This is a genomic window from Rheinheimera lutimaris (assembly GCF_013283795.1).
Taxonomy (GTDB): domain Bacteria; phylum Pseudomonadota; class Gammaproteobacteria; order Enterobacterales; family Alteromonadaceae; genus Alishewanella; species Alishewanella lutimaris.
Window position 1 is genome coordinate 98,314 of sequence record NZ_JABSOD010000010.1, and the last position, 22,898, is coordinate 121,211.

Annotated in this window: 21 protein-coding genes; 18 read left to right on the forward strand and 3 right to left on the reverse strand. The window is 52.2% G+C overall.

What is annotated here, in order from left to right; all coding sequences use genetic code 11:
* The first annotated feature begins 238 nt into the window (after positions 1–238).
* The 16 genes from mraZ to lpxC all read left to right on the forward strand — a co-directional run bounded on the left by mraZ (position 239) and on the right by lpxC (position 17,856).
* On the forward strand, positions 239–703 hold the full coding sequence (gene mraZ, locus HRH59_RS11765; protein ID WP_173501460.1) for a division/cell wall cluster transcriptional repressor MraZ: 465 nt from the start codon (positions 239–241) through the stop codon (positions 701–703).
* Positions 704–1,648: a 16S rRNA (cytosine(1402)-N(4))-methyltransferase RsmH gene (gene rsmH / locus HRH59_RS11770; RefSeq protein ID WP_173501461.1), complete on the forward strand. Its 945-nt coding sequence runs from the start codon at positions 704–706 to the stop codon at positions 1,646–1,648.
* Entirely contained in the window at positions 1,641–1,949 is a 309-nt protein-coding gene (gene ftsL, locus HRH59_RS11775) for a cell division protein FtsL (protein WP_173501462.1), read from the forward strand. Before rsmH ends, ftsL begins: the two co-directional genes overlap by 8 nt.
* Positions 1,946–3,697 (forward strand): penicillin-binding transpeptidase domain-containing protein, encoded by a 1,752-nt coding sequence (locus HRH59_RS11780; protein WP_173501463.1) that lies wholly within the window; start codon positions 1,946–1,948, stop codon positions 3,695–3,697. Before ftsL ends, HRH59_RS11780 begins: the two co-directional genes overlap by 4 nt.
* On the forward strand, positions 3,687–5,144 hold the full coding sequence (locus HRH59_RS11785; RefSeq protein ID WP_173501464.1) for a UDP-N-acetylmuramoyl-L-alanyl-D-glutamate--2,6-diaminopimelate ligase: 1,458 nt from the start codon (positions 3,687–3,689) through the stop codon (positions 5,142–5,144). The genes HRH59_RS11780 and HRH59_RS11785 overlap by 11 nt, the downstream gene beginning before the upstream one ends.
* The gene (locus HRH59_RS11790; RefSeq protein ID WP_173501465.1) at positions 5,141–6,517 is read left to right on the forward strand and encodes a UDP-N-acetylmuramoyl-tripeptide--D-alanyl-D-alanine ligase; all 1,377 of its coding nucleotides are present in this window, start codon (positions 5,141–5,143) and stop codon (positions 6,515–6,517) included. Before HRH59_RS11785 ends, HRH59_RS11790 begins: the two co-directional genes overlap by 4 nt.
* Entirely contained in the window at positions 6,511–7,593 is a 1,083-nt protein-coding gene (gene mraY, locus HRH59_RS11795) for a phospho-N-acetylmuramoyl-pentapeptide-transferase (protein WP_173501466.1), read from the forward strand. The genes HRH59_RS11790 and mraY overlap by 7 nt, the downstream gene beginning before the upstream one ends.
* 3 nt (positions 7,594–7,596) lie before the next feature.
* Positions 7,597–8,919 (forward strand): UDP-N-acetylmuramoyl-L-alanine--D-glutamate ligase, encoded by a 1,323-nt coding sequence (murD, locus tag HRH59_RS11800; protein ID WP_173501467.1) that lies wholly within the window; start codon positions 7,597–7,599, stop codon positions 8,917–8,919.
* Positions 8,916–10,115: a putative lipid II flippase FtsW gene (gene ftsW, locus HRH59_RS11805; RefSeq protein ID WP_173501468.1), complete on the forward strand. Its 1,200-nt coding sequence runs from the start codon at positions 8,916–8,918 to the stop codon at positions 10,113–10,115. Before murD ends, ftsW begins: the two co-directional genes overlap by 4 nt.
* Complete coding sequence (gene murG, locus HRH59_RS11810; protein WP_173501469.1) at positions 10,108–11,208, forward strand: undecaprenyldiphospho-muramoylpentapeptide beta-N-acetylglucosaminyltransferase; 1,101 nt, start codon at positions 10,108–10,110, stop codon at positions 11,206–11,208. Before ftsW ends, murG begins: the two co-directional genes overlap by 8 nt.
* Positions 11,205–12,674 carry a UDP-N-acetylmuramate--L-alanine ligase gene (gene murC, locus HRH59_RS11815; RefSeq protein ID WP_173501470.1) on the forward strand — a complete coding sequence of 490 codons (1,470 nt, stop codon included), beginning with the start codon at positions 11,205–11,207 and terminating at the stop codon, positions 12,672–12,674. The genes murG and murC overlap by 4 nt, the downstream gene beginning before the upstream one ends.
* Positions 12,671–13,600, forward strand: a complete 930-nt coding sequence (locus HRH59_RS11820; protein WP_173501471.1) for a D-alanine--D-alanine ligase — start codon at positions 12,671–12,673, stop codon at positions 13,598–13,600. The genes murC and HRH59_RS11820 overlap by 4 nt, the downstream gene beginning before the upstream one ends.
* Positions 13,601–13,602: 2 nt before the next feature.
* Positions 13,603–14,355: a cell division protein FtsQ/DivIB gene (locus HRH59_RS11825; protein ID WP_173501472.1), complete on the forward strand. Its 753-nt coding sequence runs from the start codon at positions 13,603–13,605 to the stop codon at positions 14,353–14,355.
* On the forward strand, positions 14,352–15,587 hold the full coding sequence (gene ftsA, locus HRH59_RS11830; protein WP_173501473.1) for a cell division protein FtsA: 1,236 nt from the start codon (positions 14,352–14,354) through the stop codon (positions 15,585–15,587). Before HRH59_RS11825 ends, ftsA begins: the two co-directional genes overlap by 4 nt.
* Before the next feature lie 30 nt (positions 15,588–15,617).
* The gene (gene ftsZ, locus HRH59_RS11835) at positions 15,618–16,790 is read left to right on the forward strand and encodes a cell division protein FtsZ (protein WP_173501474.1); all 1,173 of its coding nucleotides are present in this window, start codon (positions 15,618–15,620) and stop codon (positions 16,788–16,790) included.
* Positions 16,791–16,944: 154 nt separating this feature from the next.
* Complete coding sequence (lpxC, locus tag HRH59_RS11840; RefSeq protein ID WP_173501500.1) at positions 16,945–17,856, forward strand: UDP-3-O-acyl-N-acetylglucosamine deacetylase; 912 nt, start codon at positions 16,945–16,947, stop codon at positions 17,854–17,856.
* A 53-nt stretch (positions 17,857–17,909) separates the two neighbouring features.
* On the opposite strand, the gene HRH59_RS11845 is transcribed toward lpxC, so the two are convergent.
* Positions 17,910–18,374 (reverse strand): DciA family protein, encoded by a 465-nt coding sequence (locus HRH59_RS11845; protein ID WP_173501475.1) that lies wholly within the window; start codon positions 18,372–18,374, stop codon positions 17,910–17,912.
* Positions 18,375–18,571: 197 nt separating this feature from the next.
* Here HRH59_RS11845 and secA point away from each other — a divergent pair, with 197 nt between their 5' ends.
* Both secA and mutT read left to right on the forward strand, forming a co-directional pair.
* The gene (secA, locus tag HRH59_RS11850; RefSeq protein ID WP_173501476.1) at positions 18,572–21,289 is read left to right on the forward strand and encodes a preprotein translocase subunit SecA; all 2,718 of its coding nucleotides are present in this window, start codon (positions 18,572–18,574) and stop codon (positions 21,287–21,289) included.
* Positions 21,290–21,349: 60 nt separating this feature from the next.
* Positions 21,350–21,754 carry an 8-oxo-dGTP diphosphatase MutT gene (mutT, locus tag HRH59_RS11855; protein ID WP_173501477.1) on the forward strand — a complete coding sequence of 135 codons (405 nt, stop codon included), beginning with the start codon at positions 21,350–21,352 and terminating at the stop codon, positions 21,752–21,754.
* A gap of 20 nt (positions 21,755–21,774) precedes the next feature.
* On the opposite strand, the gene yacG is transcribed toward mutT, so the two are convergent.
* Positions 21,775–22,002, reverse strand: a complete 228-nt coding sequence (gene yacG, locus HRH59_RS11860; protein WP_173501478.1) for a DNA gyrase inhibitor YacG — start codon at positions 22,000–22,002, stop codon at positions 21,775–21,777.
* Between the two features lie 122 nt (positions 22,003–22,124).
* Entirely contained in the window at positions 22,125–22,871 is a 747-nt protein-coding gene (gene zapD, locus HRH59_RS11865) for a cell division protein ZapD (RefSeq protein ID WP_173501479.1), read from the reverse strand.
* Positions 22,872–22,898: the final 27 nt, after the last annotated feature.

A 22,898-nucleotide genomic window follows, 5' to 3' on the forward strand; every position in this document is an offset into this window, starting at 1 on the left:
AAAACAGGGCAATTCTGCAGCAGTTTTGATCTGCCTCCACTTTTTCCCACCAAAATCATCATCTTTGCTGCAGCGCTTATTTTTACTGAGATCGTAATCGATCGATCATGCCGTTTTTACCTTGACAATGGCTAAACCTGCACCCTAAACTGTATCGTTGTGGGGATTTGTGGGTAAAAGTGGATCATTTGGCTTTACCTGCGAACTAAAGCTTAAAAATCAGTTGCACAGGAAGCGTATGTTTCGTGGCTCATTTACGTTGACATTAGACGAGAAAGGACGGTTAGCGCTACCTGCGCGCTACCGCGAATTTCTGCTGTCTGATTGTCAGGGCCATTTGATTTGCACCATCGATTTGCATGATCCCTGTTTATTGCTTTATCCGCTGGCTGAGTGGGAAGAAATAGAAGAAAAACTCAAGCGCTTGTCCAGCTTAAACCCGCAGGAACGCCGCTTACAGCGCGTACTGTTGGGTAACGCCACCGATTGCGACATGGATAAAAGCGGCCGTATTTTACTGCCGGCTCCGCTGCGGCAACATGCCGGGTTGAGCAAGAATATCCGTCTGGTTGGTCAGTTAAATAAATTTGAAATCTGGGATGAAGCCGCCTGGCATGAGCGTTTAGCTGCAGATATTGCGCTGGAACAGGCTCAGGCCGGTGATGTGGAATTGTCAGAACGATTACAGGACTTTGCACTGTAAATGAATGCACCGGCACATATCTCCGTTTTGTTGCAAGAAGCACTGGACGGTTTGGCAATACAGCCCGACGGTTGTTACCTTGACGGTACCTTTGGCCGTGGCGGGCACAGCCGTGCTATTTTATCCCTGCTTGGCCCGAAGGGCCGTTTATATGCTATAGATCGCGACCCCACCGCGATAGCTGCTGCTGCGCCTTTACAGGCAGATCCCCGCTTTCATATCACCCACAGCCCCTTCGCCGCCCTGGCGTCTATTGCTGAACAGTTGCATATCAACGGTGCGCTGGACGGTATTTTGCTTGATCTTGGTGTGTCGTCGCCACAATTAGACGATGCTGACCGCGGCTTTAGCTTTATGCGTGACGGCCCGCTGGATATGCGTATGGACCCAAGCTCGGGTATCAGTGCTGCCGACTGGCTGGCACAGGCTGATGTCGAAGATATCAGCTTTGTACTACGCGAATACGGCGAAGAAAAGTTTGCCTGGCGCATTGCTCAGGCCATAGTGGCTGCACGGGTTGAAACCAACATTACCCGTACCGCCCAGTTGGCCGCGTTAATCAGCGCCAGTGTGCCGAAAAGTAATAAAGAGAAAAAACACCCTGCAACACGCAGCTTTCAGGCTATCCGTATTTACATTAACAGCGAGCTGGAGCAGGTAAATCAGGCTTTACATGCCGCTATGCAGGTATTAAAACCCGGTGGCCGTTTGGTGGTGATCAGCTTCCACTCACTGGAAGATCGGCTGGTTAAGCAGTTTATGCGCCGTTATTCCAAAGGTGAGCCAATACCACGCGGTATACCGCTGACTGCTGCGCAGATGAACCAGCGCACAGAATTAAAACTGGTTGGCAAAGCCATTATGCCGTCAGAGCAGGAACTGCAAGAAAACCCCCGTGCCCGCAGTGCTGTGCTGCGCATTGCTCAGAGGCAGCAGCATGAATAATATCAGCCTGCATCGCTTAATCGTCAGTGACTGGCGCCGGCAGAAATGGCTGGCGCTGCTGCTGTTGGCGTGTATGGCGTCGGCACTGACAGTGGTGCATTTTGCCCACCTGAACCGGCAACTGACAATAGCGCAGGATGGCTTGTACCAACAGCGTGACCAATTAGATATTGAATGGCGCAACTTGCTGTTGGAGCAGCGGGCATTGTCAGAGCACAGCCGGGTAGAAGATATTGCCCGTTCGCGCCTGCAAATGGTGCGTCCTGCCGGTGAGCAGGATATTGCGGTGACTGTCCGGTGAGCCGCCAGCGTAAAGCACCTCAAGCAAAAGCCAGAACAGTGCCGTCGGTACTGAGCTGGCGTTTTGCTTTTGTATTACTGACGCTGTCCGCGGTGTTTGGCGCACTGATGGTGCGGGCTGCCTGGTTGCAGGTGGTCGAGCCGGATATGTTAGTCAGCCAGGGCGATATGCGCAGCCTGCGTGTTGAAGCCGATAGCGTGCTGCGTGGCATGATTTTAGATCGTAACGGCGAAGAACTGGCAGTTAGTGTGCCGGTAGAGGCTATTTGGGCTGATCCTAAAATAGTGATAGAGCGCCATGCCGCAGCCGATGAGCGTCGCTGGCATGCCCTGGCGGATATTTTGCAAATGACGCCGGCGCAGTTGTTGCAAAAAGTGGGTGACAACCCGCAGCGGCGCTTTATTTATCTGCAGCGTCAGGTTAATCCGGCAGTAGTGGACTACGTCAAAAAACTAAATGTACCCGGCATTTACTTCCGCCAGGAGTCGCGTCGCTATTATCCGGCAGCTGAAGTTACCGCGCAGCTGATTGGTTTTACCAATGTTGACGATAGCGGTGTAGAGGGCATTGAAAAGCGTTACAACGACCTGCTGACCGGCTCTGCCGGGCGCAAGGTATTTCGCAAAGATGCTAAAGGCCGCGAAATTGAAGTGATAGAGCGCTCAGAAGCGCAGCAACCGGGTAATTTACAGCTTAGCATTGATCAGCGTATTCAATCAGTGACGTACCGTGAATTGAAAAAAGCCGTGTTGTCGCACGGTGCGACCTCCGGTTCGGCCATCGTGGTGGATGTACACACCGGCGAAGTGCTGGCTATGGTAAACAGCCCGTCGTTTAATCCTAATAACCGTGGCAATGCGCCGGCGTATTTGTTCCGCAACCGCGCCATTACCGACACCTTTGAACCGGGTTCAACCATGAAGCCGCTGGCGGTGCTCAGTGCGTTGGAATTTGGCAGTGCCAACCTCAACACGCAGGTTGATACGGCGCCGGGTTATATCCGCATTGGCGGCAGTTGGGTGCGCGATGCCAATAATTATAAAACACTCGGCCTTACCGGCATTATTCAAAAATCGAGCAATGTCGGCGTAAGCAAACTGGTATTAGATATGCCGGTAGAACACGTCATTAGCCTGTACGGCAATATGGGGCTTGGCATTGATACCGGGCTTGGTTTAAACGGCGAAAGCAGCGGTATGTTAAGCCACCGCCGGCGCTGGTCTGAGCATGAGAGAGCCGCGATGTCGTTTGGTTACGGTTTGTCGGTTACCGCTGCGCAATTGGCTAAAGTGTATGCGACCATCGCTAATGGTGGTATCAGCCGGCCACTGACTATTTTAAAAACCGAGCAACCGTACGTCGGTGAGCAAGTGCTGGCAAAACAGCATGCGCTGGCAATGTTGGAAATGATGGAAGCCAACATTATGCCGGGCGGCACCGCCACCCGCGCTCAGGTAGAAGGTTATCGTGTTGGCGGCAAAACCGGCACTTCGCGCAAGGCCATAGCCGGTGGTTATGGTGAAGATTATGTGGCCTCCTTTGCCGGCGTAGGCCCGGTGTCAAATCCGCGTTTAGTGTGTGTGGTGGTGATTAATGAACCGGCCGGCGATTTTTACCACGGCGGCGAAATAGCCGCCCCGGTGTTTGCCAATATTATGGGCGCCGCGATGCAGTTACTTAACTTATCGCCGGATGCCGCAACTCAGCCCAGACTCTCAGCCGTAACGGGAGGCACCAATGCCGGTTAACTCAGTAACCTGGTTAGCAAACTACAGCACCGCAGTTCCGCAGTGTGAGTTACACAGTATTCAGCTGGACAGCCGCAAGGTTGGCCCGGGCGATGTGTTTGTTGCCATTGCCGGCGTGGCGCAGCATGGTAAAGATTATATCGACCGTGCTTTTGCCGGCGGCGCGGCACTGGTATTAACCGACAGCGGTGCTTACACCGATAACCGAATAGTAGTGCTGCCTGAATTAGTGCAGATACTGCCGGCGTTAGTGGCGGATTTTTATCAGCATCCGGCTCGGGTGCTGCAGTTGGTTGGTGTTACCGGTACTAACGGCAAATCCAGTATTACGTTTTTTATCAATCAGTTACTTGAGCAGTTGACGGTTAAAGGTGCTGTAATCGGTACTTTGGGTTATGGCTACTATCAACAGTTGACTGCCTTACCCAATACTACGCCGCATTTTGTCGACATTCAGCGCATTTTAGCCGCTTGTGTTAGGCAGCAGGTGCAGCTGGTAGCGATGGAGGTGTCATCGCATGCTTTGGTGCAGCAGCGTGTTGCCGGTATCCAGTTTGACGTGGCGGTGTTTACTAACCTGACGCGCGATCACCTGGATTATCACGGCAGCATGGCGGAATACGCTGCAGCCAAGGCGTTATTGTTCCGCGCCGGAGTAAGCCGCGCTGCGGTTATTAATGTGTCTGATGACTACGGCCGGAAGTTGGCAGCGCAATGTGAAGTGCCGGTGTGGGCTTATGGTAAAGCAGAGCATTGCCATGGTTTTGCCAGATACCTGGCCTATTCCGATGTGGTTGCCACCACTAACGGTTATCAGTTGCAGCTGAGCTCGCATGCCGGCGATTACAGTCTGCATTTGCCCTTGTTGGGTGAGTTTAATATTCAGAATGTGCTGGCAGCTATGCTGGCGCTGATGGTGCAGGGCTATGACCTGACCAGTCTGGTTAATGCCTGCAACCGTTTACAGGCTGTGCCAGGCCGGATGGAGCAGTTTGTGTTTGCGCAGCAATTTACCGCGGTGATTGACTATGCACACACCCCGGACGCACTGCAACAGGCACTGCAATCATTACGCTTGCACTGCACTTCACGGCTGTGGTGTGTGTTTGGTTGCGGCGGCGACCGCGACCGTGGTAAGCGGCCGTTAATGGGGCAACTGGCAGAATTGTTTGCCGATCACGTGATCATTACCGCCGACAATCCGCGCAGTGAAGATGTGATGGCAATTTGCGAAGAAATTGCCGCCGGTATGAGCCCGGATGCCAGCTATCAGATTGAGCCTGATCGCCAGGCTGCCATCAAGTTGGCACTGGTTAGCGCCCAGCCGGGTGACGTGGTGCTGGTTGCCGGTAAAGGCCATGAAACTATTCAGATTATTGGCAGCGAGCAGCGGCAATACGATGAGCGCGCCTATCTTCGTCAACTGGTTACGGAGATGTCTCTATGATTACATTAAGCTGTGTTGAAATTACCGCCATGGTTAACGGCACTATGACCGGGCCCGATGTTGCCATTACCTCGGTCAGCACCGATAGCCGCGTTATCAGCGCCGGTGAGCTGTTTATTGCATTAAAAGGGCCTAACTTTGACGGTTCGGTGTTTGTTGCCGAGGTAAAAGCCAAAGGCGCAGCGGCGGTAGTGGTAGAGCACCCGGTAGATACCGATATTACGCAAATTATTGTGCCGGACAGCCGGCTGGCTCTGGGGCAACTGGCAGCCGCGTTAAAAGCGCGCTTAGCGCCAAAAACCATCGCGGTTACCGGCAGTGCCGGTAAAACCACCGTAAAAGAAATGATTGCGGCCATTTTAAGCCGTCGCGGTAAGGTGTTATCGACGCAGGGCAATTTTAACAATGACATTGGCGTGCCACTGACGATGCTGCGCCTGACCGAACAACATGATTTTGCGGTGTTAGAGCTCGGTGCCAATCATCAGGGCGAAATTGCTTATACCACTTCATTGGCCAAGCCGGATGTGGCGCTTATTACTAATGTGGCCGCGTCGCATTTGGAAGGGTTTGGCGATTTGTATGGCGTGGCCCGTGCCAAGGGCGAAATTTTTAACGGCTTACCGGCACAAGGCCTGGCGATATTGCCGGCCGACAGTGATTACCGTGATTACTGGCTGCGCCGGTTGGACGATAAACACATAATGCAGTTTTCTGCTACCGCACCGGCTGACTATTATGCTGATGGCATAGTATTGGATAACCAGGGCTGTGCCGGCTTTGAGTTGCATTGTCCCGCTGGCAAAAAGTTTGTTCAACTGACTATTCCGGGTAAACACAACGTTGCTAATGCGCTGACTGCTGCAGCGGCCTGTATTGCCGTCGGTGCCGATTTGGCCGATGTACAACTGGGGTTGGCACAAATGCAGGCGGTAAAAGGCCGGACTAATGTAAAAATGGTCACGGCGCAGCTGCGGCTGATTGACGACACTTACAATGCCAATGTCGAGTCGGTTAAGGCGGCAATTGATTTGTTAGCGTCGTATTCCGGTTACCGCGTGTTAATTCTCGGCGACATGGCGGAACTGGGTGCAGATGCGCGGTTATACCATGAAGAGATCGGTTTATACGCAAAAAAATCGGCTATTAATCTGTTGTTCACCCTTGGCGTGTTATCACAGAGCGCCAGTGACTTGTTCAATGGACAAGGCGCTCATTTCAGTTCGCGTCAGGCATTATTACAGCGTCTGATGCCGATAATATCGGAACAACAGGAAGTCACCCTGCTAGTGAAAGGTTCGCGCAGCGCGAAGATGGAGTTAGTTGTGCAGGACTTGCTCGAAAGATGTCAGCAGGAGAGTAGCCCATGCTAGTTTGGTTAGCCGAGTATTTAACCCAATACTTCAGTTTCTTTAATGTATTCAGTTATCTTACCTTCCGTTCGATCCTGGGTATTTTAACCTCATTGTTATTAAGCCTGTATCTGGGCCCAAAATTAATTGCCGCTTTACAACGCATGCAAATTGGCCAGGTGGTACGTGGCGATGGCCCGGAAAGCCATTTCTCTAAAAAAGGCACGCCGACTATGGGCGGTTTGCTGATTTTAGGCTCGGTGCTGCTGAGTACCTTGCTGTGGGCTAACCTGGAAAACAAATACGTTTGGGTCGTATTGTTTGTGCTGGTCAGCTTTGGCTGGATTGGTTTTGTCGATGATTACCGCAAGGTGATCCGCAAAGATCCCAAAGGCTTAATTGCGCGCTGGAAATACTTCTGGCAGTCGTTGTTTGCTATCGCTACCGCGGCATTTCTGTATTTTACGGCGGAGCGTCCGGCAGAAACCGCGCTGTTAGTGCCGTTCTTTAAAGATGTGGTGCCGCAGCTGGGCTTGTTATTTTTAGCGCTGAGTTACTTTGTTATTGTCGGTACCAGCAATGCGGTAAACCTGACGGATGGCCTGGACGGTCTGGCCATAGTGCCCACCATTATGGTGGCGGCGGCATTTGCCATTATTGCTTATGCCAGCGGCAACGTTAATTTCTCCGGTTATCTGAATATTCCTTATTTGCCGCATGCCAGCGAGTTGGTGGTGGTATGTGCTGCGCTTATCGGCGCCGGCCTGGGCTTTTTATGGTTTAACACTTACCCTGCGCAGGTGTTTATGGGCGACGTGGGTTCACTGGCGCTGGGCGCGGTGTTGGGTGTTATTGCCATTTTGGTGCGCCAGGAAATCGTGCTGTTTATTATGGGCGGTGTGTTTGTGATGGAAACGCTGTCAGTTATTTTGCAGGTGGGGTCATACAAACTGCGGGGGCAGCGCATTTTCCGCATGGCGCCAATTCATCATCATTACGAGCTGAAAGGCTGGCCGGAACCGCGCGTAATTGTAAGGTTTTGGATCTTATCCATCATGTTTGTGTTGGTGGGCTTAGCCACCCTTAAGTTGAGATAACTAATGCAAAGTTTAGCGAAAAAACGCATAGCTGTAGTAGGGCTGGGCCTGTCGGGTCTGGCCACAGTGCGTTTTTTACTGAGCAAAGGCATTAAACCTGTGCTGATGGACAGCCGCAGTAAACCGGCCGGCATAGAGCAGATTGCAGCAGAAAAAGTCGACGGTATCTATTTAGGTGAACTGGACGCTAACCGGCTGGCAAAAATGGACATTATCGTACTGAGCCCGGGCTTATCGCCTAACCATCCTGCCATCCGTTTCGCTGTGGCTCAGGGCGCAGCGCTGCTGGGTGATGTTGAATTGTTCGCCCGCTTTAATACACGGCCGGTGGTGGCCATTACCGGGTCTAACGGTAAATCTACCGTAACCATGTTGGTAGAGGCCATGCTGAAGTGCAGTGGTATTAAAGCACTGGCTGCCGGCAATATCGGCCTGCCGGTGCTGGATGCGTTAGCACAAACCGATACGGCAGTTTATGTGTTAGAGCTGTCCAGTTTTCAGTTGGATACCACCAGCAGCCTGCACAGCGTTGCTGCCTGTATTTTGAATATCAGCGCTGATCATTTAGACCGTTATGCCGATATGGCAGCCTATGCGGCGTCTAAGCAACGGGTGTATCAACACACCCAACTGGCGGTATTTAACCTGGACGACGCAGCTACCACGCCGGAGCAGGCAGAGCATACGCTGGGCATTAAGTTAGCCGACTCGGGCTATGGTATTACGCAGTATAACGGCCAGCGCTGGTTAAATGTTGCCGCAGAGCCGTTGTTGCCGGTGAGTGAAATGACGTTGTTTGGCGCTCACAATGAATTTAATGCCTTGGTGGCCTGTGCATTGGCACTGGCAGCCGGTGCCAGTCGTGAGGGGTTAATCCGTGCACTGCGCCAATTTGTGTCGTTACCGCATCGCTGTAGCTTAGTGGCAGAAAAAAATGCAGTGCGCTGGGTTAACGACTCTAAAGCCACCAATATCGGCGCTACCCTGGCGGCGATTGCCGGTTTACGGCCGGGCGTCAGCGGTAAACTGATCCTGATTGCCGGCGGCGATGCTAAGGGCGCCGATGTGCGTGAGCTTAATGCGGTGCTGCAGCGTGACGTACAGCAATTGATCACCCTGGGACAGGACGGCCCGGCTATAGCGGCGTTAACTGATAACAGTATTCAGGTAAAAACTCTGCAAGATGCGGTAAAAGTGGCCGCTAAGTTGGCGCAGCCGGGCGATATGGTATTGCTCTCTCCGGCTTGTGCCAGCCTCGATATGTTTAACAGTTATGCCGAGCGCGGCGAGCTGTTCGCGGCAGCAGTAAGGGCGGAGGTGCTATGAAGCAGTTAGCCCTGAGCTTTTGGCAAAACCCGTTACAGGGCTTAAGCGGTTGGTGGCGAGCAGATGACGGCGCCGCCTACGACAAGTTATTTCTTACCCTGTTGCTACTTATTTTGGCGATTGGCGTGGTCATGGTCACCAGTGCTTCGGTGCCGGTGGCGGCCAGGTTATTTGGCAATGAGCTGCATTTTACCATCCGCCACCTGGTGTACCTGGCGTTAGGGTTTTCTGCGGCGTTAGTGGTCATTAATATTCCGGTTCAATGGTGGCACAACAGCAATATGTTGCTGCTGTTTGCTGCGCTGGCGCTGTTGGTAGCAGTGTTATTGTTCGGCCGCAATGTAAACGGCAGTACGCGTTGGTTATCTATCGGCCCTATCGGACTGCAAGCGGCAGAGCCGGCCAAATTGTTCTTCTTTGTCTATCTGGCCAGTTACCTGGTGCGGCGCCACGAAGAGGTGCGGGAAAACTTAAAAGGCTTCCTGAAACCGCTACTGGTGTTATTTGCTTTTGCTGTATTGCTGCTGATGCAACCGGACCTGGGTACCGTCATTGTGATGTTTGCCACCGCTGTGGCGCTGCTGTTTTTAGCCGGTGCCAAATTATGGCAATTTTTTGCGCTGATTTTTACCGGCCTGATGGCAATAGGCGTGTTAATTGTCTACAGCGAATACCGTTGGAAACGGGTAACGGCGTTTCTCGACCCCTGGGCAGATCCGTTTGGCAGTGGTTATCAGTTAACGCAATCACTAATGGCGTTTGGCCGCGGTGGTTGGTTTGGCCAGGGCTTGGGTAACAGTATTCAAAAGCTGGAGTACCTGCCGGAAGCTCACACTGACTTTATCCTGGCGGTTATTGCCGAAGAAACCGGCTTTGCCGGGGTGGCGCTGTTGCTGGCGTTAATATTTCTGCTGGTGTACCGCGCATTATGGATTGGCCACCGCGCGCTGACAAAAAGCATGAGTTTTCATGGCTTTTTGGCATATGCCCTGGCTATCTGGATTGGCTTTCAATCGGCTGTAAACATTGGCGTAGCCACCGGCGCCTTGCCGACTAAGGGCTTAACTCTGCCATTTGTCAGCTCCGGTGGCAGTAGTTTAATTATTATGCTGGCGGCAGCGGCCCTGTTGCTGCGAATCGACTTTGAAGTGCGACTCAGCGGTAAACAAGCCATTAGCGGAGGCCGGCATGACTAAACCGCGCATTCTGATTATGGCCGGCGGCACCGGCGGGCATATTTTTCCGGCACGGGCAGTGGCAACTGCACTGAGCGATGCCGGTTGGCAAATACATTGGTTAGGTACAGCGACACGGATGGAAGCAACGCTGGTGCCGCAGTTTGGTTGGCCGTTTCATGCTATTGATGTGGCCGGACTGCGTGGCAAAGGCATGTTTTCGTTGTTAAAAGCGCCGTGGATGTTGCTTAAGTCGGTATGGCAGGCGCGCCGGGTAATCAATACGGTACAACCTGACCTGGTGCTGGGTTTTGGCGGTTATGCCAGTGGCCCTGGCGGTGTAGCGGCCTGGCTTAAGCGGCGGCCGTTGTTTATTCATGAACAAAATGCCGTTGCCGGCAGCACCAACCGTTTGCTGGCAAAGCTGGCAGAAAAGGTATTGGTAGCATTTCCGGCGGCATTTGCCGGCCACGACAAACAGGTGGTAGTGGGTAACCCTGTGCGGGCGGAAATTATCGATGCCGCGGCCGGGCATAACTTTGCCGGTAGCTTAAAAGTATTGGTGGTAGGCGGCAGCCTGGGGGCTAAAGCGCTAAATGACACCTTGCCCGGCATCTTTGCCAAAGCGGCGCAGTTTGGTGCGCTGGAAATACGCCATCAAACCGGTAAAGCGGCAGAGTTGCCGACAATGCAGGCTTATCAGGCATTGGCGTGTGACAATTTACAGGCAGATGTCAGTGCCTTTATTGATGATATGGCAGCGGCATACGCTGCGGCGGACGTGGTTATTTGCCGTGCCGGGGCATCAACGGTCAGTGAACTGGCCTGCGCCGGAGTTGCAGCACTATTTGTGCCCTTACCCGGCGCCATTGACGATCACCAAACCGTTAATGCACTTTGGTTAACACAACAGGGCGCTGCTTTGCAGCTGGCGCAAGCCGGGTTAAATGAACATAAGCTGTTGCCGCTGTTACAGCAGTGGCTGCAGAGTAAAACCACATTACAGCATATGGCCGCCAAAGCGCGGGCCTGTGCGTTAGACCAGGCGACAGCGCAGGTAGTGACGCTGTGTCAGCAGGCAGTAGGTCAGACAGTAACAGGACAGCAGTTATGATTAGTACACCGCAACAGAAAAAACTGGCCATGCGCCGCGTAGAGCGTATTCACTTTGTCGGTATCGGCGGTGCAGGCATGGGTGGTATTGCCGAAGTGTTGGTAAACGAAGGTTATAATGTGTCGGGCTCTGATATTGCGCCCAACGCTGTAACCGAGCGTTTAATTGGCCTGGGTGCGAAAGTACATTTTGGCCACAATGCAGCTTATATTGCCGGTGCCAGTGTAGTAGTGGTATCCAGTGCCATTAATACCGCTAACCCGGAAGTGGCCGCCGCCCGTGAGCTACGCATCCCGGTAGTACGTCGCGCTGAAATGCTTGGCGAGCTGATGCGTTTTCGCCACGGTATCGCCGTAGCCGGCACGCACGGCAAAACCACCACCACCAGTTTACTGGCTTCTGTTTTTGCTGAGGCCGGTGCCGATCCGACATTTGTTATCGGTGGTTTACTTAATTCTGCCGGTTCTAATGCGCGGCTTGGCGCAGGGCGTTATCTGATTGCCGAAGCAGACGAAAGTGACGCCTCTTTCCTGCACCTGCAGCCGCTGGCCAGTGTGATCACTAACATTGAAGCCGATCATATGGATACCTACGAGGGTGACTTTGAGAAGCTTAAAGCAACCTATCTGGAGTTTTGTCATAACCTGCCGTTTTACGGTGTGGCCGTGGTGTGTATTGACGACCCGGTGCTGCGCGCGCTGATCCCACAAATTGGCCGTACAGTGCTGACTTATGGCTTTAGCGACGATGCCGATTTTGTCATTAGTGAATTTCAGCAAAGCGGCACCCAAAGCCGGTTTGTTATTACCGATAACAGCAGCAATGACAATCGCGGTAATCAGCGTGAAGTGGTGCTGAATTTGCCGGGGAAACATAATGCGCTCAATGCTACGGCAGCCTTTGCTCTGGCGCTGGATGAAGGTATCAGTGAGCAGGCGATACTTGCAGCGCTGCGTAAATTCGAAGGTATCGGCCGCCGTTTTCAGCAATATGGCGAATTTGAAACCGGTAACGGCAAAGTATTGTTGCTGGACGACTATGGCCATCACCCGACCGAAGTGGCAGTAACCATTGCCGCGGTGCGGGCAGCCTGGCCACAGCGGCGTTTGGTAATGGCGTATCAGCCGCACCGCTACAGCCGCACCCGTGATCTGTATGACGACTTTACCCGCGTGCTGTCCGGGGTAGATAAATTACTGCTGCTGGAGGTTTATCCTGCCGGTGAAGCCGCCATTGCCGGCGCCGACAGCCGCAGCTTATGCCGCTCTATCCGCACCCGCGGCGCACTGGACCCGATATACGTAGCAGAGCCGGCAGAGCTGGCCCCTGCGCTGGCCAATGTGCTGCAGGATGGTGACGTACTGCTGACACAGGGAGCTGGCAATATCGGTAGCTTGGTAAAACAGCTGGCCGCCATGCAACTTAATATTGCCAAACTAAAAGCCGGCGCAGGAGAAAAAGTATGAGCAACCAGCTAACTGCCTTGGGTAAAGTTGCAGTGATGTTTGGCGGCGTATCGGCTGAGCGTGAGGTGTCACTGCGCTCCGGTAATGCGGTGTTAACAGCCCTGCTGGACGCCGGTGTGGATGCGGTGGCCTTTGATCCGCAAACACAGTCGTTAGCCTCGCTGGCGGATCTCGGCGCGCAACGGGTATTTATTGTATTGCATGGTCGCGGCGGTGAAGACGGCACTATGCAGGGCGCACTGCAACAGTTGGGGCTGCCATATACCGGCAGTGGCGTGCTGGGCTCGGCACTGGCAATGGACAAAATTCGCTGTAAGTGGTTGTTTCAGGCTCAGAAATTGCCCACCGCACCCTTTGCCGTGGTGCACAGCAACGACACCGATTTTGCCGGTTTGCTGGCAACGTTAGGCGGCAAGGTAATGGTTAAGCCGGCCAATGAAGGCTCCAGTATTGGTATGAGCGCAGCAAGCACGGCAGCAGAGTTAGAGCAGGCCATTCGCGCGGCGCTTAAATACGACAGCGAAATTTTGGTAGAACGCTGGATTAACGGCCGTGAATTTACCGTAGCCATTTTAAATGGTCAGGTATTGCCGGTAGTGGAGATGCGCACGCCGCGTGCCTTTTATGACTACGAAGCCAAATATCAGGCTAACAGCACCGAGTATTTGTGCCCGGCGCCACTTAGCGCAGAGCAAACCGCGGCCATGCAAGACACGGCACTAAAAGCTTTTAATGCTGTAGGGGCAAGTGGTTGGGGCCGGGTAGACATTATGCTCGACCAAAGCGGACAGCACTTTTTACTGGAAGTGAACACTGTGCCCGGCATGACAGAAAAGTCGCTGGTGCCTATGGCGGCAAAAGCGGCCGGTTTAAGTTTCAGCCAGTTAGTGCTGGCTATTTTAACCCAGACACAAGGCGGTAATTAAGCATGCAACTACGCTGGCCTGCACTGCAATTTAAACAACGCCCGGCATTTTACGCCGGTGTGGTGTTTTTTATTGTGGCTGTGCTGGCGTTGCTGTGGGGTGGTGTAAAAATAGCAGATTGGGTGCAGGGGCAGCAAAGTGCGCCGGTGCGCCAGGTGCGGTTGTACGGTGATTTTAACCATATAAATGCCGCACAGTTGCAGCAAACATTGCAACAACAATACGTGGGTAACTTTTTTAGCGTGAATGTGGATCAGGTGCAGCAGTTCCTGTTGCAGCAACCCTGGGTGTATCAGGTGGCCGTGCGCAAACAATGGCCTGACGCCCTGGTTGTGGTTGTAACAGAACAACAGCCGGTAGCCGTGTGGAATCAGCAGCAATTACTCAACCAACAGGGGGATGTTTTTGATGCCCCCTTACAGCAGCTGAAAACGGAACTACCACAGCTAACCGGCCCGCAAGGCAGCCAGCAGGATGCCCTGACTATGTTCCGCCATATGCAGGGCTTATTGGCCCTGCATAAATTTAATGCCGTAGCGCTGGGCTTAACCGAGCGTTTTTCCTGGCAGCTAAACCTGAGCAATGGCGTAGCGTTGCAGCTGGGACGTGACGATACGTTAAAGCGGTTGCAGCGCTTTATAGAGCTGTATCCGGTGATTAGTAAACATAAAACCGACGCCGTAGCCGAAGTCGATTTACGCTACGACACCGGCATAGCAGTGCGCTACAGCGCTGAACAAAAGAGAAAAGCATGACTAAGTCGTTAGAACGGGACCTGATTGTCGGCCTGGATATAGGCACCGCACGCATTAAAGCGGTAGTTGGCGAGATCACTACAGATGACCGGCTGAGCATTGTCGGTGTGGGTACGCATGTGTCGCGTGGCATGGACAAAGGCGGTGTTAACGATCTGAACCTGGTGGTACAGGCGGTGCAACGTGCTATAGACGAAGCCGAGTTGATGGCCGACTGTCGTGTGTCGTCGGTGTATTTAGGCATCACCGGCAAGCATATCCGCTGTCAGAATGAAAGCGGCATGGTACCGATTAACGATACAGAAGTGACAGCGGAAGACGTGGCTAATGTGGTACACGCCGCCAAATCAGTACCTATTTCTGCCGAGCGGCGCATGTTGCACGTATTGCCGCAGGAGTTTTCGGTAGATATGCAGGAAGGCATAAAAAGTCCGGTAGGCATGTCGGGCGTGCGGATGGAAGCCAAAGCACACATTATTACCTGCGCTAACGATATGGCAAAGAATATTGAAAAGTGCGTTGAGCGTTGCGGTTTACACGTGGACCAGCTGATATTCAGCGCGCTGGCGTCCAGCTTTGCCGTGTTAACGGATGACGAAAAAGAGCTGGGTGTCTGTGTGGTAGATATGGGTGGCGGCACTATTGATCTGGCTATTTACACCAATGGTGCGCTGCGCCACACCGCGGTTATTCCGGTGGCCGGTAATCAGGTCACCAGTGATATCGCCAAGATTTTCCGCACACCGATAAGCCATGCCGAAGAAATTAAAGTGCAATATGCCTGTGCGCTGCGCAGCATGGTCGGTAAAGAAGAAAGTATTGAAGTGCCAAGTGTCGGCGGCCGTCCGGCACGTTCAATGTCGCGGCATACCCTGGCCGAAGTGGTTGAGCCGCGTTATCAGGAATTGTTTGAACTGGTGCTGGAAGAAATCCGCAGCAGTGGCCTGGAAGAGCAAATTGCAGCCGGAGTGGTGCTTACCGGTGGCACCGCCAAGATGGAAGGCGCGGTAGAGTTTGCCGAAGATATTTTCCAAATGCCGGTACGCGTAGGTGCGCCTATGCATGTCACGGGCTTAAAAGAATATGTGCAAGACCCGGCGTATGCCAGTGTAGTGGGCTTGTTGTTATACGGTAAAGATGCGCGCACGCAGCAAAAGAAAAATGCTGACGTGCGGGATTCAGTGAGCAGTTTCGTCAAACGGATCAGCAGCTGGTTTAAAGGCGAATTTTAAGTTAGTAAGCGTAGAAACGGAGAGAGAGCTATGTTTGAGTTAATGGAAAACCACAGCGAAGAAGCTGTTATTAAAGTAATAGGTGTTGGCGGTGGCGGCGGTAATGCTGTCGAGTATATGGTTGCCAGCAATATCGAAGGTGTAGAGTTTGTTGCGGCTAATACCGACGCCCAGGCACTGCGCAATTCTTCGGCTAACATTACGCTGCAGTTAGGCGCACATGTTACCAAGGGTTTAGGCGCCGGGGCTAACCCGGAAATCGGCCGACGCTCTGCGGAAGAAGATCGTGAGACGATCAAGAAAACCCTGCAGGGTGCGGATATGATTTTTATCGCCGCCGGCATGGGTGGTGGTACCGGTACCGGGGCAGCGCCAATCGTTGCCGAAGTGGCGCGTGAACTGGGTATCTTAACGGTAGCAGTGGTTACTAAGCCGTTCCCGTTTGAAGGCAAAAAGCGCACCGCTTATGCTGACGAAGGTATTCTGGAGCTGAGCAAACACGTTGACTCGCTGATCACTATCCCGAACGACAAGTTGTTAAAAGTTCTGGGCAAAGGCACCAGCCTGCTGGACGCGTTTAAAGCCGCCAACAACGTGCTGTTAGGTGCAGTGCAGGGTATTGCTGAACTGATTACCCGGCCTGGTTTGATCAACGTCGACTTTGCCGACGTACGTACTGTAATGTCAGAAATGGGCACCGCCATGATGGGCAGCGGTCGCGCCAGTGGTCCGGACCGGGCAGAAGAAGCGGCAGAGCAGGCGATATCCAGCCCGTTGCTGGAAGATATTGATTTATCCGGTGCTAAGGGTATTCTGGTTAACATTACTGCCGGTTTGGATATCAGCATTGAAGAATTTGAAATTGTCGGTAATGCGGTAAAAGCGTTCGCTTCAGAAAATGCCACTGTGGTAGTGGGGGCAGTAATCGACCCTAATATGCAAGACGAACTGCGTGTTACTGTAGTGGCAACCGGTATCGGTGCTGACCGTCGTCCGGACATCAGCCTGGTGCATGGTAGCCGTCCGGTAGAAGCGCAAAAACCGTTTTACGGTACTCAGGGTGGCGCTGCATTACAGCCGCAACATGAGACGCAAACAGTGAAGCAAGAGCAAGCCGCGGTAAGCAGCAAGCCACAGCCTGAAAGCAAAGCGAATATTGATATTTTCGATATTCCGGCGTTTTTACGCAAACAAGCCGACTAACGCTATACATAGTTGGCTAGTGGCAGCGCTTTTACCCGGCTTAAAGCCGTCAGCAGGATTAAGCTGCTGTTCAGTGTAATTTGGCATAATTGCCACGTTATGCTATGCTTCGCCGCCATTTTGACATTGCTTATTAATTGAGCAGGGAAACATGATGATTAAACAACGTACCATCGGCAAAACAGTCAGCTCCATTGGAGTGGGATTGCACAAAGGCGAAAAGGTTACGCTTACTCTCCGACCTGCGCCGGACAACACGGGCATTGTGTTCCGTCGTGTTGATCTTGATCCTGTGGTCGACTTCAAAGTAACACCTGAGTTAGTGGGTGATACCGTGATGTGTACGTGTTTAATTAATGACGATGGCGTGCGCTTGTCTACTACTGAACACCTGATGGCGGCCATTGCCGGTCTGGGTATCGACAATTTAATGATTGAAGTCGATTCTGCTGAAATTCCAATCATGGACGGCAGTGCCAATCCGTTTGTATATTTATTGCTTGAAGCCGGTGTAGCTGAGCAACGCCAGGCGAAAAAGTTTATCCGCATTAAGAATACCGTGCGGGTAGAAGATGGCGATAAATGGGCCGAGTTTAAGCCGCATCATGGTTTTAAAATCGATTTTGCCATTGAGTTTGACCATCCGGTAATTGCAGAAACCATGCAGCATATGCAACTGGATTTCTCGGCAGCCGGTTTTATTAAAGATATCAGCCGTGCGCGCACCTTCGGTTTTCTGCATGAAGTAGAGTACCTGCGGGCGAACAATCTGGCGCTGGGCGGCAGTTTTGATAATGCGGTGGTGCTGGATGAATACCGTGTGCTGAACCAGGACGGTTTACGCTACGAAGACGAATTTATTAAACACAAAATTCTGGACGCTATCGGCGATTTATATATGGCCGGTTACAGTATTTTGGGCGAGTTTAAAGCCTTTAAAACCGGGCATGCCTTAAATAACCAACTGTTATGTGCAGTGTTGGCTAACCAGGAAAACTGGGAATTTGTCACCTTTGAAGACAAGGCCCGTATGCCGATATCTTATCTGGCACCACAACTGGCATAAACCATACATTAGCTAACAAAACCCGGCCTGTGCCGGGTTTTGTTTTTTTCACATCAGCCTTTTTTACGCCCGGCATTTTCTGCCAACCTCAGCAACGCCTGTTTTAATGCACCATCGCTACCCTGTGCCACTGCGCGCAGTGTTGCTGCGGCAGTGTCAGACAGTTGATGGCTATTTTTTACTGCCACAGGCACATTCAGCTTGTTAATCTGGCCGTTCGGCGAAGCTTCGATCTCAATACCGGCTAAATCAGGCAAGATTTTTCGGCGAAAATTGTCTAGAATGGCGTCGCGCTGCATTTTCAGCTGGGTTAACCAGGGCGCCGAGGCACATAAAATAACTGCCCGGCCATCGCGTATACAGCTAACCTGACAAAAGCTGAGTTGCTCCAGCTGCAATACCTCTGCCAGCACCTTATTTAATTGCTGCACCAGGCCAACCTGTTGCTGCTGTGAGGCCAGGCTGCTGTGCGACAGCACTTTGCTGATATCCAGAGGTTTATGGGTATATCGGGCCATCGCCTTATGCACCTGCAGCATTGATGTATAGGCGCAGTGTAGCAGTTTCTGTTACTGCAGAGAATGTTACACCTTGAAAGCGTTAGCATAGGGCACCATATCTGACGTAATATGCTGAGGTTTTAATACTTTTTACCGGCCGGCTCAGCGCTGCCGGGGGCTGCACTGCAGTTTTAACTTAACATGGTATTTGGATAATGTTTGGAAAACTTTTTGCCAAATTATTTGGTAGCCGCAACGACCGCTTCTTAAAAAAATTAGAAAAACAAGTACAGCAGATCAATGCGTTAGAGGCAGAGTTCGCCGCCTTATCCGATGAGCAGCTGCAACAGAAAACCGCCGAATTTAAGCAGTTGCTTGCCAATGGCAGCAGCCTGGATGACATTTTACCGCAGGCTTTTGCTACGGTACGTGAAGCCAGTAAGCGGGTATTTGATATGCGCCACTTCGATGTGCAATTGATAGGCGGCATGGTGTTGCATCAGGGAAAAATTTCCGAGATGCGCACCGGTGAAGGTAAAACCTTAACAGCCACCTTGCCGGCGTACTTAAACGCGCTTAGCGGTAACGGTGTGCATGTTATTACCGTCAACGACTACCTGGCACGACGCGACGCGCAAACCAACGAGCCGTTGTTTGCTTTCTTAGGCATGACCGTCGGCGTTAATGTGCCCGGCATGGCACATCCGGAAAAGCAAAAGGCCTATGCTGCCGATATTACTTACGGCACTAACAACGAGTTTGGCTTTGACTATCTGCGTGACAATATGGCGTTCTCACCGCAGGACCGCGTACAACGCGATCAGGCTTTTGCCATTATCGATGAAGTTGACTCAATTCTGATAGATGAAGCCCGTACGCCGCTTATTATCTCCGGCCCGGCCGAAGACAGCTCAGAGCTGTACAAGCAAATTAATCTGTTGGTACCGCATTTGGTAAAACAGGAAAAAGAAGACGAAGAGGGCGCGCACGGCGATGGCCACTTTACTGTGGATGAAAAAGCCCGTCAGGTATATTTAACCGAGCAGGGCCAGATCAAAGTTGAAGATATGCTGCGCGAGCACGGCATGATAGGCGAGCACGACACCTTGTTTTCTGCTGCTAATATTACGCTGCTGCACCATGTTTACGCGGCCTTACGCGCACACCAGCTGTTTAAACGCGACGTGGATTATGTGGTAAAAGACGGTGAAATTATCATTGTTGATGAACACACCGGCCGCACCATGGAAGGCCGGCGCTGGTCTGAAGGCTTGCACCAGGCGGTAGAAGCCAAAGAAGGTGTGCGTATTCAGAATGAAAACCAGACGCTGGCGTCTATCACCTTCCAGAATTACTTCCGTCTGTACGACAAATTGTCAGGTATGACAGGTACGGCCGATACTGAAGCCTTTGAATTCCAGCAAATTTACGGCCTGGAAACTATCGTGGTGCCGACTAACCGGCCTATGGTACGGGCAGATATGGCCGACCTGGTATATTTAAATGCCGAAGATAAGTATCAGGCCATTATCGACGATATCGTTAAAACCCGTGATGCCGGCCGGCCGGTGTTGGTGGGTACTGCTTCTATTGAAAGCTCGGAGTATCTATCCGGCCTGTTAAACAAAGCCAAAATTAAGCACCAGGTGTTAAATGCCAAGTTTCACGCCAATGAGGCGCAAATTATCGCTCAGGCAGGTCAAAGCAGCACGGTAACCATCGCCACTAATATGGCCGGTCGTGGTACTGATATTGTGCTGGGCGGCAGCTTGCAGGCCGAACTGGCTGCGCTGGGCGCTGAGGCAACAGCAGAGCAAATTGCTAAAGCAAAAGCCGATTGGCAAGTACGGCACGATGCTGTTATTGCCGCCGGCGGTTTGCATATTATCGGTACCGAGCGGCACGAGTCGCGCCGTATCGATAACCAGCTACGCGGTCGTTCCGGCCGTCAGGGCGACCCTGGTTCAAGCCGTTTCTATTTGTCACTGGACGATGCGTTGATGCGTATCTTCGCTTCAGATCGTATGGCCGCCATGATGCGTCGCCTTGGTATGGAAAAAGGTGAAGCGATAGAACACCCCTGGGTTAGTCGCGCTATTGAGAATGCCCAGCGTAAAGTAGAAGCACGTAACTTCGATATTCGTAAGCAATTGCTTGAGTTTGATGATGTTGCGAATGACCAGCGTAAAGTGGTGTACGAGCAGCGCAACGACCTGCTGGATGCGACCGATATCAGTGAGACCATCGCGGCTATCCGTACTGACGTTATCGACGATGTGATCAGCCAGTACATCCCGCCGCAGTCATTGGATGAAATGTGGGATGTGCCCGGGTTAGAACAGCGCTTAAAAGCCGACTTTAATCTTGAACTGGCTATTTCGCAGTGGCTGGCCGACGACAAAAAACTGTTTGAAGAGAAATTGCGCGAGCGTATTCAGCAAGAAGTAGAACATGCTTACGCTAATAAGGAACAAATGGTTGGCCCGCAGGTGCTGCGTCAGTTTGAAAAAGCCATTATGTTACAAAGTCTGGACACGCACTGGAAAGAGCACCTGGCAGCGATGGATCACCTGCGTCAGGGTATTAACCTGCGCGGTTATGCCCAGAAAAACCCGAAGCAGGAATATAAACGCGAAGCCTTTGAGTTGTTCTCCACCATGCTGGAGGCTCTCAAAGCAGATGTGGTCGGTATATTAAGCCGGGTACAGGTGCGCGCAGCAGAAGATGTTGAAGCGGTAGAGCAGCAGCGCCGTAAGGCTGATGCGGTACCGCACGATTATCAGCATGCTGAAGCGGAGCACGTGGGGGGCGATGTGCCGGCCGATGCACCGCGTGGTCCGGTATTTCGCGAGCAGGATAAAATAGGCCGTAATGATGCCTGCCCTTGTGGCTCCGGCAAAAAGTACAAGCAGTGCCACGGTAAACTGGTTTAAGCACTGCTACAGCTAAAGACAAAGTCAGCTCAGGCTGGCTTTGTCGTTTTTGGAGGTAAAATGCAGCACAAGGTTATTCATGTTGCCGTCGGCGTTATAATGCAACAGCAGCGCATTTTACTGGCGCTGCGAAGCAGTAAGCAGCATCAGGGCGGTAAATGGGAGTTTCCCGGTGGTAAAGTAGAGGCCGGCGAAACGGTGGCGCAGGCGCTTAGCCGTGAGCTGCAGGAAGAGGTGGCCATTAATGTGACACAAAGCAGCGCTTTTATGCAGCTGGAATACGCTTATCCGGAAAAAACTGTGTTACTCGACATCTGGCTGGTAACCGCCTTTGACGGCGAGCCGCATGGCCGTGAAGGCCAGCCTCTGCGCTGGGTAGATATTGCAGAGCTTGGCAACATCGAGTTCCCTGATGCCAACCAGCCGATAGTTGAGCGTATTCAGCAGCAGTTTGCTACATCGTAGTAGTACTGCTGTCAGGTAGGTTAATGCTTAAAAAAGTCATTGTCCTGTGCGATAAACTCCTGCTCCAGTTCGGCTAAATATTCTTCTGACAGGGCGGCGTCTATCGGTGTTTTGTCCGGTATGCGGTGGTTTTCGGCGGCCCAGTCGCCTAAGTCGATCAGTTTGCAGCGCTCTGAGCAAAATGGCCTGAAGGGGGATGCAGCCGACCAGACTACTGCTTTATCGCAAGTGGGGCATTTGACGTTCATATTTAATCTCCGCATTGATCAGCTGCTTTTGTCAGCCATCTTTATCAGCTGACAAAGTGCCGAACGGGCACTGGCTGGTGTTTTGCCGCGTAGTTTAACCAGCGCGGCGTAAATTACCAGCACTAACAGCAGGCCAGTTTAAAGCCGACGTCTTCTGCGCTGTTGCTACGGCCGCTGTCATCGCTGAGCTGCATAAAGCGAATGGCATAGCGGTATTTGTTGCCACTTACGGTGGGGTAAACGCCGGCTTCCAATGGGTAGCGAATGCGCAATAACTCATGTTGCTCTGTGTTACTTTGATAAAAGCCGTTCTGCGCGACTAACTCAGTAAACTGGCCTTTTTCGCGACTGAACCCCAGCACAAAACTTAATGCTTGCTGTAACAGGTTAAGCTCTGCACACCAGCTGGTCGCCATCAGTTGGCGCTCCTGCAGCGGCAGGTTAAACCAATAATGCAGCTGCGGCACATCAAAAAAGCAGGTGCCGCCCGGGATAGAAAAGCGTTGCCGTAGTGGTGCCAGAAACTTGTCTTCTTTTAAGTTGCCGACAAATTTGCCGCTGCGCAGCAAATCGCTTTGCAGTTTTACTGCCTGCTGTAATACCGGTTTTAGTTTGTCGTCGGATACCGAGGGGTGTTTGGCCCAGGCCACCAGGGCCGTTTCGCAGCGTTCGGTATCTTTAATCAGATCGGGCCGCACGTCGTTGCGGTCTAATACTTCGATTAAATCAAACAGGCCGTTAAAGAACGCCTGTTGTTGCCATTGGTTAGCTAAAGTGTTCAGTTGCAGCAGTTGCTCCAGCAAGTGCTCCAGTCGCAGGTAAGTACGTAGTTTTTCGTTGAGCGGATGTTCGTAAGTAAGTTCTGTCATTGCGTTGCGGTATCACACCCTGTTGCA